This is a genomic window from Providencia sp. 21OH12SH02B-Prov (assembly GCF_027362595.1).
Taxonomy (GTDB): Bacteria; Pseudomonadota; Gammaproteobacteria; order Enterobacterales; family Enterobacteriaceae; genus Providencia; species Providencia zhejiangensis.
Window position 1 is genome coordinate 3739764 of record NZ_CP114796.1, and the last position, 15455, is coordinate 3755218.

A 15455-nucleotide genomic window follows, 5' to 3' on the forward strand; every position below is an offset into this window, starting at 1 on the left:
TAATTTCGCTGGAAAAAGTAGTTCACTCTGTCAGTGATATTCAGATAACTCATCTCAATTTATCAAATAGCTTTTTGACTATCTCTGCATTATTTAATGTAAAAAAATGCAATCGCTTGTTCTCTTTTATATACTCTTCGATTAGAAATTGAGTAAGCTGAATACCAAATTCCCTATGGTTATTAATATTACTCGGTCTTATGTGTTTCTTTATCCATAATGGATAATCGATCGCATTATTTTTCAAAAACGACTCGATAAAACTAAAGTTAAGTATAGGCATCATTGATATCGTAATAGGGCTATCATTCCCCAATTGCATTTTCATATAAGAAAATGCATTTTTATTCAAACATAATTGACTAATCAGCTCTGTAACGCCTAATTGCAATTTTTTTCTTAGCCAATCAATCTCCCTTTCAGGTGTGATACTTTCTTTGTGATAATCAGGATAAACACTGGATTTTATCATTACTTCAGGGTATCGCCCTCGAATAAAATCAATAAGCTCTATGCCATAATTAAATGGGAGTTTCTCATCAAAACGGTGTCTATCACCCCGAATGACAAACAATTCTGTTATATCATTCTTTAAATACTCTTCAATAATAAAACATAACTCACATTCATCTTTATTATTAATCGCAACATGAGGAACAACATTTACATGAGTAAGGTTCTTTAATTGACAACACGTGTTATAGGTATCTCGCCATTCAGTTTTACCTATCTCAGTATTCACTGTATAGAATAGGGGCGTTAACGCTTCAGTATTTTTTAGCAAACGTTCTAATGTATTATCTATTTTAGGCATAGCACTGATTTCAAAGCTCAAGGCTGTTTCCATATACCCTCGCTCTCTAACATTTCGCCAATAAGGCTTCACTCATTCATTGGTCATGTATTCAATCTGGTGATTAATCTGTAATATAGGGTAATTTATCGGAGAATATTCATGGCTAAAGTCGATGTAAGGTGCCCATTTTGTCAACAAACTCCCTCAGTGAAAAAACATGGCCTAGGGAGTACAGGTCATCAACGTTATCGTTGTCAAGACTGCTGCCGAAGCTTCCAACTCGACTATGAATATCGTGCCTGCCAGCCCGGTACCAAAGATAAAATTATCGACCTAACGATGAATAATGCCGGTATTCGTGATACCGCTAGAGCCCTTCATATCAGCATTAATGCGGTTGTTCGCACTTTAAAAAACTCTCGCCGAAGCAGGTAACCTCTTTACCCCTTGATAATCTGCACATTGAACTCCTTTGCGAAGTCGATGAACAGTGGTCTTTTGTGGGTAATAAGAAGCAACAACGCTGGCTTTGGTATGCGTGGGAGCCCCGCCTAAAACGGATAATTGCTCATACGTTTGGTCGTCGAAACAAAAGGACTCTTCACCAGTTACTGGCTTTACTGTCTAGGTTTAATGTGGCTTTTTGGTGCACGGATAAGTTCAGTGCTTATGAGATATTGCCCAAGCAGAAACATGTGGTAAGTAAGTTTTATACGCAACGAATAGAAAGAGAGAATTTGAACCTGAGAAACCGCTTGAAGCGCCTTAACCGTAAGACGTTAGGTTACTCGAAGTCACCTGAAATGCATGACAAAATCATCGGTACATTCATTGAACGCGAATACTACCTATTATGATGATCTCTATATTGAATACACGACCCATTCATTAATCATAAGTAACGACATCCCCAAAAATAAAACAATCGAATATTTAAAACAGAGGTCATCTTATACCTTTAATCATTTTATTAAACGTTTATAGATGACGTGAAACACGGTTTCTCAACTCACTATTCAAGTGAGAAAATACGGATTTATTTTAGTTTCATATTCAATAACTTTATCCTTTTATTTAAATTATAGTTCATCATAAGAGGACAACTAAAATATTTCAACAAACAAAATACGTATAAAATAAGTTGTGTTTTTCTATCAACTCAGTCATGGCGCATACTCACGAACTCATCGAACAGACAGAATCAATCAATATTTAATTAATTACGAGGTTGATATAGGAAATCAAACGATTAATTTCATTATTATTAGCGTTTATGATTTTGAGAATTAAAAATGGTGAGAGTGAACTCAAAAGATGAAGAGAATCATAAAAAAAGCATATATTAAATATCGTTTATACTGACTCGTTATACATGTTAATATCAATAAAAAATGGTGAAAATCAATCCTTTGATTTTCACCATCGTCAAACACAATTCAAATTAAATATACTCAAAGATTAATACACCACCACCACTCATATTACCTACCGATGCATTAGCCCTATTTTTTCCTAATGTCATACCAATATCTAATGTTTTATTTGTAATGCCTTGTAGAGTGGTAATCAACTGTTTTTTATTATCCACGGATAGCTCACCATACCAACCCGATGACGTGTTACCTAAATCTAAACTAGTACGAGTTGGATTAGCACTATCAATGGGTTTTGATGGTCGGTAAGTCACTTTAATATTACCGGGATGAGTACAACTCACCGTTATTGCTTTAGTCAGATTTTTACCTTCTGCTAATGACTGAGGTAATGTACCAAAATTAAAATCTAATTGCGTTTTATCAACTCGACAAGTATTCACCACTGTGACATAAAAGTTTAACCTTGCTGAGTTTTTAGGCTGGATTAGCGCAACGGAACTTAACCATTTACTAGGTACCTCCGGATTCCTTACCCCAAACAAAGTTGTATCCACTTGAATAATATGCGGTGTATTTCTAATCGGTAAATTTGTATTACTAATTAACGTTACTGCCGTTTGCCCACTAAAAGCCATCGGCGTATAAGGTACTGAATTGCACACTGCACGCCCGACATTACCTGCACTTTGACCTATTTTGGCATATTGAGTATTAGGATATCCCGAAATTGATCCCAACGATTGAGGTAAAACAATTCTAAAATCAAATGCCTCCCGCGTTACAGGATCCACATACCTCACGGTATTTGGTACGATAACATACTGCACGTTAATTGAATTAGGAGAACCACCATAAGGAGCACAGGCACGAGTCCCCCAAGCATATTCTGTCATTCTTCCGCCAGAGCTACTTAAAATGGCATTCAACGTTAAGTTTACACCATTAAAATTAGCCCCCGTCCAAGTTGTATTTGCGGTAAACTGAGTGCCGTTATATCCCATGACAGTCCAATCATCAGGGTCTCCAGCGGAGCTAATATTTGAAAAAGCAAATAATACGACCGGTAGTAAAGAAAAAATTTTTTTCATCATAAGACCTAATTCAGATTTATAAATAACTCATCAAAATAGCCACCGTACTGTCAAAGCTACCTTCAGTTAATAGTGATTTATCAGGTGTAATTAGCGATGCACGAAGAATAAATGAGCCTTCTAGCTCATGACTTCCAAAAGGGATCCATTTATTTAAATCAAGATTAGTATTTTCTTTTGTCAACGAAATACCTAATCCCTCCTTTGATGTGCGTAAGACATTATTACCTACCTGTGTATAAGTGCCATATTTTGTCGGATATAAATATATGTTCATCACTTTATTAGCGGGTACTGAACTACCCGCGCAGCTATATTTAAGTTGAATATCTTGATAAGCAGTTCCACTCTCTACGTCAGAAAAATCAACGTTATCAAAGTTCACAAACAAGGGTGATTGATTATTATTGCCTAAAACGGTACAGACCGGAGCAACAATCGTGGCACTAATATTTATTCTGACATCGGCACGACCGCTATTAAAATCAGCGGCAAGACTCCAATTGGATAGAAACAATAATAATAAGAGTAACCGTCTTGTCTTTATCATATTATTTCCTCTTATTAATTATAATTAACCATAACACTTGCTGTGCCATGAATAGTGCCAGGTTTAGCGAAATCACCTTTAGTTAAAAAAGCATTTAAAACTAATTCTGCTTTACTATCATTAGTCACCTGTACTTCTAAAGGTTGATTAAATGATATAGGCTCTCCACTCATGCTTTCTAGACCGACAATGAGACCAGTTCCACCTTGCGTTTTCAAATAATCAACACCATTTCGCCTATAGACATTAGTAGAATCTAATGAAATTTTTATAATCTTATTCATCAGTGTCGGTGTACAATTTTGAAATTCAATTGAAAATGATTTTTTATCCGAGATATTGCCACCGACTTCAATATAGCCTAATGAATAAGGTATAAATTGAACTATTATCTCTGATTGTTTAATTTCACATTTCTTATCAACTAAATTACCATTAAAATTAATAACCAATTCACTGGCAAAAGTGGGAGATACCATCAAGCTAAGTAATATGACCAGTATTTTTTTAATCATAGTCTAGCTCCATAATCACTGCTCTACCCTTAATGTTTTTAGTCTGTAGATAAACATTATTTCTCCCCGAGAATAGCGTCTGAGGTGCCATCACTTGCTGATTACCTTCAAGCACTTTCGCTTTTGCCTGTAATGGAATTTTTATATTATTATCATTAAACAAACATTTATCTAGCTCAATAAAAAAGAAACTTCCAACATATTCATTAGCTAAAATGACACACGGAGAGTACATTAAACTTATTTTAAAATTCAGTTTTCCACTTAATTCATTCATCTTCATTGCAGATGTCACATCATTCGAAGGAAAATAATTATTTTCCTCATACTGAGTGGCCATGCTACTAAATGAAATAAATAAAGTGTAAAACACTAAATAAAAATACTTCATTGCACTCTCACTTTGTTAGCTCTGAAATTTATTGTTTATCAGCTTTACAGACAGATGCATTACAGTTAAATGAAACTGTTGGTCTTCCGCCATAGTCGTTAATATAAGTAAGATAAGGCTTTTGAAAATGAGCAGTCTTGACTTGATAAGAACCAAAAGGTTCGATCATAAACGAATCAAAAGCACCATTTTCTGATTTATTTTTATCACCGGCTAAGCCTATCACGGTCAAATAAAAAGGTGATGTATTTTTAACCACATAACCATTACTGACAGATTGTAACTCTAAATCTAAAGCCCAATTGGTTTTTGCCTTATCTAAAATTGCCTCTGGGCGATAGAATAATTTAATTCTTGACTGTAATGCGACCTGCATCACATTCGGTTTATCACTTTTAGGAGGGATCTCTCTTAAATTAAAGTAATAAACAGACTCTCTATCTTTCGGTAACTTAGATACATCCGTCGTCGAGATTCGAATCATACTTTTGACGTTTGGTTCCAAACGTTGAACCAATGGTGTTGCAATTAACGGCCCTGTTGTTAATTTATTACCATTTTTATCATCAATCCAAGCCTGAGCTAAATAGGGTAAAGTATCACTTTGATTCTCAATATTAATAACAACTGGATTAGAACTCCCTTCTACAATCGCTCTTGTTCTATCAAGAGAAACCGCGGCCATGCTGTTATGTGCTATAAATAATAGTGGAATTAACAATAATTTATATTTCATAAAAATTCTCTATTTCTCACAAATTAAAATAATTTGATTTACATTATCTAAGGTTGGTAAGGTCGTACTACATTGTGTTTGATTAGACCAGTTGATATTTAACTTTTCTTCTGATTGAACAGCTGTTAACCAAACTAATCCATTATCACTTACAATTCCGACCTCTCGCCCTTTTTCATTTAATACCTGAGAACCAAATGGTGGTGACCCTGAGTTATCAGACATTTTAATCGTTGCAAATAATTTAAACCCTTTATCTGCACTTATTTTTCTATATCCAATAGCGCCTTCCGTTAATGCAATATCATAAATTGTATTTGATGATTCAATATTATCGGGTAATTTACTCATATCCACATTGTAACTATTTTTATAATAGTTAGTCATGTTAGGAATAACGCCAATACCTAATCCATTCGTCACGGTTGTACCATTATTTAAAGGAACATCCGCAATATTATTTGTGTCTATCATTAGCCTTGAGGCAGAAGAATATGATGAACTGTGTAAAGCTACACCATGTTGCGTCAATGTCACCCCACCATTGAGCCCTAATCCTAAACTACTATCCCCTTTATCCGAGATAGACATATTACTATTGATAGATCCATAGCGTGTCGGTAAATCATACATTCCAGCAAGTGTACTTTGTTTTTTGGCATCTTTACCGTAGCTTGTCGATGCACTTATATTATAGTAGTCATTATCATCTGTTAAATTAGACACTGAAATACGCGAATTATAAGTATCGTTATATTTCATTGTATCAAAAGTATAAAACTGCTTACCAAATGGTACAGAAAGCATTAAGCTAATTTGGTCATCATATTTATTTTGATAATAGCTTCTATTTGCTGACAATGTAATACTTCCTCCCTGTAGTTTTAAGTAAGGAAGATTGATACTTTTACCTATATTAAGACCATATTGATGAGTTTGACCTCTATCCCAATATTGTTGCAATTGATAATTTAAATTTATATTAAACTCACCTAAGCGCTTAGACAGCGTTATTTGATAACGTTCTTTTTCGCTATCAACAACCCTATCATCTCTTAAGTCTAAATATTGGGATAATGTATAGTATTTCCTATCCGTAAATCGATACCCTGCAAAAGTTAAGTCCATATCGTAGTCATCGAATGTTTTCGAGTAATTAACACTGTATGAATTACCTGAAGGACTATCATGGTCTAATTGTGCGAACGAACGCGTAATGTTCACCGAAAGTGCACCAAACCGATTCATAAAGCGACCAACCCCTAATGAAACCTGTTGATAGCCTTGGCTAATATCTGTTGCACCGTTTAACGACCAATTATTATTTAAACCGTGAGAAGCCTCTGCTCTAAAAAAGAACACACCACGATATACCGAATGATCCACTTTTGTCGGTTGCCCCGCAGATACGTTATATCGCGTGGTGCCCGGACGCGTTAAATACGGTACATTCGAACTACTTACTGTAAATTGTTGCTCAGTACCATCCTGCTCAATAATTTTTACGTTAAGCTCACCACGCGTTCCACTGTTTAATGATTGAATCTTAAATGGTCCAGCGGGTACATTTCCATCGTACAAGACACGTCCGAGTTGTGTAATGACCACTCGCGCATTCGTTTTAGCTATACCTGTTATCTCTGGTGCATATCCACGTAACCTTGGTGGTAACATAGAATCATTAGTGAATAAGGATAATCCTGTAAACTTAATTGGCTCTAGAATTTGTGAGGGGGTTGTACTCTCACCAATCACTAGTTTTGAATCTAGGGCTTTTATGTTTCTATATAAATAAATGGCATTAAATAAAAAATTACGTATTGTCGATGTTTTACCATTGGAATTTTGTTTTTGATAATTACCATAGTATTCACTACGTAGGCGCCATGCACCCATATTGGCGCCAAGATATCCACTAATGGAAGCAATCTGATTCTTTAAGCTATCCCGATCACTATATTGATAGTTTGCATTATAATCTAATAACAACCCGCTGATACCCTCATCCCACAATGATTTGGGTAACCAGTTATTATCCATATATTCGAGATATAATTGTGGGATATTCAGCGTCACAGTGCCTTCGGATAAATTAGGGACGACACTGACCCCTTTTAATGCCGAAAAATCAATACACGCCCCATCATTCCAATAGGTTAATTGGTCAATATACTTTTCTTTAATACCTAAGCTATTAATGTATGACTTATCAATGCACACATCACTGACCGAGGCATCTGTACTATCACCAATAATTTGAATAGGAACTGTAGACTGCGTCAATTGAGTACTATTTATAATGATGTTAAAGAAATAAGTTCCCGGTAGAATAAAATTAGGATTTTTAAATCTTGAGACGTCAATGTTCGCTTTATCTTCGCTATCAAGTATATCGGTATTAAACTCTACAGAGTAAGATACCTTAGTCAAACAAAGCATCGATACCATGAATATCGTTATTTTTTCTTTTGTTGATAACATCATAAATACTCATTAGATTAATAGTAATCGATATCAAATGTAATGATACTTGAGAATTCTCCTAATTGAGGCTTTAGCTTATCAACAACAATAACCTCAGATAAAAAGTCTAGTTGCTGTTCATTAATCGATTTTGTTTTCCCGGATATTCTTTTTAAGTTATAAATTGGGTAGTATTGATTAGGTTTAACAACATCGCTTCCACTTAATATATAAATAGCTAAACCATCGGCATCATTAAATTTAAAGCCATTAAAATTATTTGTTGCTGGACCCGTAAACTTTATTCGTACAGGTGATTTTTCATCATTAAAGTAAGAGTTTGATAATTGGCAATTCTTTAAAATTATTTTAAATGGTTTCTTTATCTTATTTTCTTCTAACTTGCTTAAGGCATAGGCACCAAAATCAATAATTTGGTCTTTACTCGTCAATTGAATTGAGCAACCAGAAGCGAGTATCTCTCCTTTTACTGTTGCCTGTCCCCAATTCATTGCAGCTAAGACTGGCATACTGAAAATAGGTGAGAATAACAGGGTAATAATCAGCAAGCTTTTCATAGTATTAATTTTTCAAATTATAGGCTCCTTCGCCTAATAGTGAAGGAGCCTGTATAACTTACTGGTATGCGATTTCGAAAGTAGAGATCGTTGAGAAATCACCTGCTGTTACAGCATTAGCACCCGCCTTCTTAACGAAAGCAGAATAAGTCAATGTATTATCACCATCACGTAGGTTCAGTGCCGCAGGAGTTCCAAAAGTAATATCTTTGATACCAACTGCAACGTTTGCTGCGCTACCTGATGTTGCTAAAAGATTTTGACCTGCAATTTTGCTAACACCATCAAAAGTGATAGTTGCAGTCTTAGTAACTGTGATTGGGTTTTGTGGATCTGTATCGTCAATAGAAGTCAAAGAACAATTTTTCAGGTTCAATTCAAAATTTTTGTATTTTGAATCGCCCGCATTTAATTGGCTTAGAGATAGTTGGCCAAAATCAACAACCGTTGCTGTACCGCCTTGGCCCGCATCTAGGTTACAAGGAGTATCACGAACTTCACCTTTAAAAGTCACGGTTCCTGAGTTAACATCTGCAAGTGAAGCGAAAGATGTGGTTAACATAGCCGCTGCTAATACAGCCATAGCTTTATTTAATTTCATACTATTTCCTATCAATGTTTTAAGTTTAATTATAAATTGAATAATAAAATTAAGACTATTTAATTACTCAACACAGATAAACATATCTGTATTAGAAAGCGTTTTAAATAAAACACTTTCTAATACATAAAAATTAGCGAAGTCCATCCCCATTAGCTATAAAGCTAAAAGGTTAATTTGGTATATTAGAAAGACAATACAGCTAAATTTAATTTAACTTTCACCTATGCTATAAAGATTCTTTAAACAGAAATAGGCTATGACTTCATAGCATATAATCTTTTGGCGTTATATGACAATCATCAGACTTAAAGAATGACGAATATGAAATAAAGTCTAACAATGACACATTCATCACTGATAGTATAAATGTAAAATCTGATAATGAGAGTGTATTATAACCTCTTTCATACCGTGATATTTGCTGTTGACTTACACCTATTAATTTACCAAGCTCTGCACCTGTTAACCCTTTTTTTATTCTAATCATTCTTATAAACTCACCAATTTCAGAGTTAATCACACCAAAATGTTCTTTTTCTTGTGAAACCATAAAACAATCTCTCTAGTGAAAGTATTTATCAAAATAAAAAAATGAAAACTTAAATAGAAATAAATCATTAGATAATTAAATACTCTTTATTTGCATGTAATCTAACTCTTATCTATATTCGATTAAAGAAGTTTATTTCGATCGAACAAACCACTTACGATAGGCAAAATCTATCAAGTGACGTCATTTGATCGGTGAATTAAATAATAATATAAATACAACTACTGGATTTTTACAACTAAGCAAATGATTAAAAAGACTTTTCGGATAATACACTTTAAATGATTACTTTATGTTTTAATAATCCCATTAAATTAATATCCGTATATTTACCTGCCATTATTAAAATAAATTGTTACATATGAAAACATTAAAAAATACGCATACTCCTTTTCCATGTTTTTAGCCAAAATAATTTTTTAGATAAAAACAAATTTAATAACATTATCGTAAATAAAATAATTAAAAGCAAAAACAACGAAAATGAGTTCCATTGTTTTTTATAATATTTAAAATTAAAAAATAAACATTTTAATTGTCTTTATGATTATTTACCCCTACCACCAAAGCATTATCTACTAAAACATCTTGCATCTCACATATTGGCTTTTTGTAAATAAAGGTAAACTCCCTTTTCGTGTTAATTTTTAAAATGTTCCCTAAAAACCAACGCAAAATCATATCGAGAGTTGGTCATTTGAGAGTGAATAGTGAATTCCGTTACAAATAACCTTCAAATCGGTTACCTGCACACGGATAACACACTCTTGCTAGGTGGCTTTTGTACGTGGCACTTAAACTGAAATGAGTTTACGGTGATTTGATATCTATCTTTAGACTAAAAATAGTGAATAGATAAGCGGTATCCTGCATCGGCCCACAATCAATATCAGAAAACGTTCTAACCTATCTAAAGGGCATTCTGTACCCTACCTAACACTGGGTTATGTACGTTGTTCAGGCGCTCTTGGCGCGATTGTGATACCGACGTTACCAAGAGGAAAAGATAACAAAAGCTCAGGGAGCACTGGTTTTCATGAGCGACCTCCACTGATAGTTTTCTCCAGCCGAGTCTCAACTTCCCTTTAAGGCTAATGTTAGAAAATCTACGCCTGACTTTTGGGAGATAAAAAAAACCCAGCCAAAGCTGGGTTAACCACTCTAAAATCGACATAAAAATACTCTAAATCACGATTCTAATCGCTACTTATGACCCCAATGTAGCCTTTGCCCCTACCTAATTAGAAACGTGTTGAGTATAAAAGCATTAACAATCAATAACGTACCATAACTGACTTCAATTCAGTGTAGTATTCAATGAATGCACTACCAAACTCGCGACCAATGCCGGATGATTTGACTCCGCCAAAGGGCACTGCGGGATCAAGGAACGTATGCATATTGACCCAAACAGTCCCGGCTTCGATACGAGAAATCATTCGCATGGCCTTACTGAGATCATTGGTCCACAGACTTGCCGCTAAACCAAATGGTGTACTATTCATTTGCTCAATTAGCTCTTCTTCATCGTCATAGCTTAAGAAAGTGCCAATTGGACCAAATGTTTCCTCTTTCATTAATGCATCATTAGGGCTATTTGCACGAATAATCGTTGGTGGTACAAAGTAACCAGTACCAGCAATAGGCTGACCACCATAAATAATTTCATTACCTTCTTGGCGAGCTTTTTCAAATAGGCCTAAAATCTTTTCATAATGCGCTTTATTAGCTAGAGGCCCCATTTCCGTTGTTTCATCTAAAGGAGAGCCAATTTTGAATGTTGATAAACGCTGTTTTAACTCAGCAAGCACTTCTTCTATCAGTGATGATGGAATATAAAAACGTTCAGCTGCCGCGCAAATTTGTCCTTGGTTTAAATATCCCGCTTCAATAATCCCATCAACAATTTTGTTAACTGGCAAATCCGCGAGGAATGCTGCACCATTTTTTCCACCCAATTCTAAGGTAACACGGGTGAGCTTCCCTTCCATTGCAGCTCGACCAACAGCGAGGCCTGTCGGTACAGAGCCAGTAAAGGTCACTTTTGAACATAAATGATGGCTAATCAACGCTGGGCCAACTTCACGTCCCCCACCGTTAATAATATTAATCACACCGTCAGGAATGCCTGCTTCTTTGGCTAATTCAGCCACTCTCAGCATCGTTAATGGCGTAAATTCACTTGGCTTTAACACAATAGTACAGCCACAAGTCAGCGCCGCCGCCAGCTTCCAAATGGAAATCATAATAGAGAAGTTCCATGGAATAATCCCTGCAACCACACCAACAGGTTCACGTTGCGTGAAAGCTCGGTATTGTTCACCTTTAAATGACGGCAAAGAAACATTCAGTGTTTCACCGCTGATTTTGGTTGCCCAACCCGCGAAATAGCGTAAAAACTGTGCAGAAGAGCCAATTTCAAGGAAACGAGATAGTTGAATGGTTTTTCCTGAACATAAACTTTCAAGCTGAGCCAGCTCTTCAAGATTTTTTTCGAGCAAGTCAGCTAAGCGATTTAGGCAATTACCTCTTTCCATTGGTGTGGTTTGCGCCCAAGCACCGCGGAAAGCAGCATAAGCGGCTTCCATTGCACTATCAACTTCAGCCTTAGTGCCTTCTTTCACTTTAGCGATAACTTGCTCTGTGGCGGGGTTAACGACGTCAAAGAAGGCATCCCCCTCACCGGAAACTGGCTGGCCGTTAATAAAATGTCCATGTTGGCGTTGTAAAAACGCACTTACTTCCGGTAATAGGGCTAAATTATTCATCGTTATCACTCCACTTTAAAAGTTAATTATGCATTTACACAAGCAAGGTAATGCTTAACAAAACGTTCAGCGGTGATCTCCCACAGGACTTCAGTGCCTTTAGCAGCAAACCAAGAGTCACCTTTATGGTATTCAACAGTTGTTCCGGTTTTTACATCGGTCAGTTTAACCGAACCTTCGTATACGGTAGCCATTTCATCAAATGGGTAAACCATTTTAAATTTACCTTTGGTACAGGCGAAAATACCGCAAGTTAAATTATCTGTTGGTTCACCATGAATCATCGCAACGCTTGCTTGCGGATCACCTTCAACAACGACAGAGCCTAAGTTCGTAACACTGCCAATATTGAGTAATTCTGGTAGTGGCTTATTTAGTAATAATGGACTAATCATGACGTTACCTTTTTATAAATTAACAAGATGATACAGAAATACTTAGATTAGCGGCGCCCTTGCCAGTAACCCGAAGTTTGGTGAGCAATTTTCGCCAATGACACAATGACATTACGAAGTTTATCTTTACCAATAATATTGGCATGAGGAATGGAACTCATTAAGTCATAACGACTTGACCCTTCAACCATGCCTTCAGCAAGCACTTTACAAACGATCTGGCTCGGTGTTACACCAAAACCTGAGTAACCTTGCGCATAAAACACGTTTTTATGCTGTGGCAATGAGCCTATTTGTGGAAATAGGTTAGCACTACATGCCATCGGTCCACCCCATGCCAATTCGATTTTGACATCTTTCAAGTATGGAAAAATTTTCAGCATCAAATTGCGATTCCAAGCTTTTAAATCAGAAGGAATGTACTCAAGGAAATGGGTTGAACTGCCAAACAATAATCTGTTTTCTTTGGTCACACGATAGTAATCAATGACAGGACGAATATCGCTATAAGCACCACGAATAGGACTTATTCGTTCAATTAACTCTTCAGGTAGTTCTTCTGTCATTAATTGATAAGCATAGGTATTAATGGTTTTTGGATAAATCGTAGGTTCAAGGCCGTTAAGGAATGAGTCACAAGCCCACAACATTTTTTGAGCTCGCACCGTCCCCATTGCCGTACGCACAGTCACGGTGTTCCCATATTCGACATTAAGAACTTGGCTGTTTTCGAAAATTTTTGCACCGTAGACTTCACTAACCGCCTTCGCTTCACCTAACAGCAGATTCAACGAGTGAACATGACCACCGCCCATGTGCTTTATACCGCAAGTGTAGGCATCGGAACCGATGATCTGTTTCAGATCTGATCCTGCATAAAATTCAATTTCTTCCTCTGGATCAACGGCTTTAAAATCTTTTAACCAGCTACGTAGGGTTTTTTCTTGGCGTTTGTTACTACCTAAATAGGCATAACCACTGCAAAAATCGGCATCAATATTATATTTAGCGATACGGTCGCGCATGATCCCTGCACCCATATTGCTCAATTTGAAAATGGTCTCTAAGCCTTCTTTCCCTACATATTTTTTGATCGCATCAATATCATGGCCAATACCTGCCATCACTTGACCGCCGTTGCGCCCAGTTCCGCCATACCCCAAATAGCGCCCTTCTAAAATGGCAATATTAGTAATGCCCTTTTCACATAACTCAAGCGCTGTATGGATACCGGAAAACCCACCACCAATGATCACGACATCCACATCAAGATCTTCTTTTAATGTTGGAAAACGGAGATCATACTTTTTGGTAGCAGCATAATAAGTCAATGATTCTACTTGGTTATTCATAATGGATACCCTGTTTAGTATCTTTCGATAACCTTGATTATCTTAACCTTGAATTAACATTTACATAGCCCTTTAGGGACATTTGAAACATCAATTTAACATTTGTGACGCAGGTAGAATATTTAGATATAAACAACAAAATAAAAATTCAATATTTATATTTTTAAATCAATTGATTAAGTTTAGTTTTGATATTAATAATTTAAATTATCTAGTGCTATTTAGAGCCTAGTTTTTAACATAAACGATGACGATAAGAGGAATAATGATGATGGCTCATTAACAAGTTAAATAATTCAGCCTGTGAACGAATGTCTAACTTTTGATAAATGTTTTTGCGATGGTTTTTTACCGTACCTAAGCTAATAAATAGCGATTCAGCAATTTGCGGGGAGCCTTTACCTTCAAGGATCAACTCAACGACTTCACACTCTCTTGGCGTTAAACCAAAATGAGTCTGCATATCCGCTAAACGATAATGATGAGAAACATCATTCGGTGAAACTTCTTTATGCAGTTTCGCCATACTACGAATGATTTCAAAAGCTTCTTTTAGGGGGGCTTGGGTCGATTTTTCAGATAAAAACGGTTCATCTTCATTGCCAAAAAAGATACCTAGCTGCCTATCTGGGGTAATTTCTAGCAATAACCCAGCTTCATCACACCAGCCCGTTTTGCGGTAAAAATTGAGATAATAATCTGTATGATAGAAACCTTTCGGAGCCAATTCCCGTAATGTTAAAACTTGTGAACCGCCCCCTTTCTGTAACTCCTGATAGAAGGGATCCATAAGATAAGCGCCGCGCTGGTAGATACGGTTTACGCTATCACTATTACGTTTTTCCACTTTTGAAAGGAAACGCGGTGGGGCATTTTTTTCAAAGGAATAAACAATCGCATTATCAAAGGCGATAAATGATGATAGCCAAGATAATAAATTGGGATAAAACTGGTTGGTTGCAACAGAATCAATCACATCAGGTAGTTTATCCAGATAGTTTTCCATTCTGCCTCCAAAGTTATTAACTTATTAATAAGCTATTAGCTCTAAGCGATAAAATCATAACTCAAAGCCTATAAAAACCATATTATCCCTAGCAACTCAATTCTATTGTTATTAATATGTTAATTAAATCACACTATCGTCCAAAAGTATTAATAATTTGTTACCAACTATTTATCTCTATCCCTATAATTTCTAGGTGTATCAACAAAATTTCCCGCCTAAATTTTTTATGTTAATCATTTAATTAAAACGACTAACCTATTGAATTACTGCTATTGAGACTA

At 35.8% G+C, this 15455-nt stretch carries 15 protein-coding genes; 1 reads left to right on the forward strand and 14 read right to left on the reverse strand.

The features are described 5' to 3' along the window. Positions 1-49 precede the first annotated feature (49 nt). Positions 50-847 carry a methylenetetrahydrofolate reductase gene (locus tag O7C57_RS17305; RefSeq protein WP_154622785.1) on the reverse strand — a complete coding sequence of 266 codons (798 nt, stop codon included), beginning with the start codon at positions 845-847 and terminating at the stop codon, positions 50-52. A 108-nt stretch (positions 848-955) separates the two neighbouring features. Here O7C57_RS17305 and O7C57_RS17310 point away from each other — a divergent pair. After that, positions 956-1653 (forward strand): IS1 family transposase gene (locus tag O7C57_RS17310; RefSeq protein ID WP_269723143.1). Its coding sequence is split into 2 segments (ribosomal slippage): positions 956-1205 and positions 1205-1653, totalling 699 coding nucleotides; the frame shifts between segments, so codons are not numbered across the junction. 584 nt (positions 1654-2237) lie between these two features. Here O7C57_RS17310 and O7C57_RS17315 read toward each other — a convergent pair. The 13 genes from O7C57_RS17315 to O7C57_RS17375 all read right to left on the reverse strand — a co-directional run bounded on the left by O7C57_RS17315 (position 2238) and on the right by O7C57_RS17375 (position 15171). After that, entirely contained in the window at positions 2238-3263 is a 1026-nt protein-coding gene (locus O7C57_RS17315; protein ID WP_154623690.1) for a hypothetical protein, read from the reverse strand. A 16-nt stretch (positions 3264-3279) separates the two neighbouring features. Then, the gene (locus O7C57_RS17320; RefSeq protein WP_154623691.1) at positions 3280-3813 is read right to left on the reverse strand and encodes a fimbrial protein; all 534 of its coding nucleotides are present in this window, start codon (positions 3811-3813) and stop codon (positions 3280-3282) included. A gap of 14 nt (positions 3814-3827) precedes the next feature. Beyond that, positions 3828-4328 (reverse strand): fimbrial protein, encoded by a 501-nt coding sequence (locus O7C57_RS17325; RefSeq protein ID WP_154623692.1) that lies wholly within the window; start codon positions 4326-4328, stop codon positions 3828-3830. After that, the gene (locus O7C57_RS17330; RefSeq protein WP_154623693.1) at positions 4321-4719 is read right to left on the reverse strand and encodes a hypothetical protein; all 399 of its coding nucleotides are present in this window, start codon (positions 4717-4719) and stop codon (positions 4321-4323) included. Before O7C57_RS17330 ends, O7C57_RS17325 begins: the two co-directional genes overlap by 8 nt. A 28-nt stretch (positions 4720-4747) precedes the next feature. Further along, positions 4748-5455 (reverse strand): fimbrial biogenesis chaperone, encoded by a 708-nt coding sequence (locus tag O7C57_RS17335; protein WP_154623694.1) that lies wholly within the window; start codon positions 5453-5455, stop codon positions 4748-4750. A gap of 9 nt (positions 5456-5464) precedes the next feature. Beyond that, positions 5465-7939, reverse strand: a complete 2475-nt coding sequence (locus O7C57_RS17340; protein ID WP_269723379.1) for a fimbria/pilus outer membrane usher protein — start codon at positions 7937-7939, stop codon at positions 5465-5467. Positions 7940-7953: 14 nt separating this feature from the next. After that, a complete protein-coding gene (locus O7C57_RS17345; RefSeq protein WP_154635551.1) occupies positions 7954-8496 on the reverse strand; it encodes a fimbrial protein in 543 nt (180 codons plus the stop codon). Between the two features lie 58 nt (positions 8497-8554). Next, a complete protein-coding gene (locus O7C57_RS17350; protein WP_154635552.1) occupies positions 8555-9097 on the reverse strand; it encodes a fimbrial protein in 543 nt (180 codons plus the stop codon). Between the two features lie 265 nt (positions 9098-9362). Next, positions 9363-9650 carry a helix-turn-helix domain-containing protein gene (locus O7C57_RS17355; RefSeq protein ID WP_154635553.1) on the reverse strand — a complete coding sequence of 96 codons (288 nt, stop codon included), beginning with the start codon at positions 9648-9650 and terminating at the stop codon, positions 9363-9365. Positions 9651-10924: 1274 nt separating this feature from the next. After that, positions 10925-12418 (reverse strand): aldehyde dehydrogenase family protein, encoded by a 1494-nt coding sequence (locus O7C57_RS17360; RefSeq protein WP_154622585.1) that lies wholly within the window; start codon positions 12416-12418, stop codon positions 10925-10927. Positions 12419-12444: 26 nt separating this feature from the next. Continuing rightward, positions 12445-12813 (reverse strand): cupin domain-containing protein, encoded by a 369-nt coding sequence (locus O7C57_RS17365; protein WP_154622586.1) that lies wholly within the window; start codon positions 12811-12813, stop codon positions 12445-12447. A 47-nt stretch (positions 12814-12860) separates the two neighbouring features. Next, positions 12861-14165, reverse strand: a complete 1305-nt coding sequence (locus O7C57_RS17370; protein WP_163860658.1) for an NAD(P)/FAD-dependent oxidoreductase — start codon at positions 14163-14165, stop codon at positions 12861-12863. A gap of 235 nt (positions 14166-14400) precedes the next feature. Continuing rightward, complete coding sequence (locus O7C57_RS17375; protein ID WP_163860657.1) at positions 14401-15171, reverse strand: helix-turn-helix transcriptional regulator; 771 nt, start codon at positions 15169-15171, stop codon at positions 14401-14403. Positions 15172-15455 lie beyond the last annotated feature (284 nt).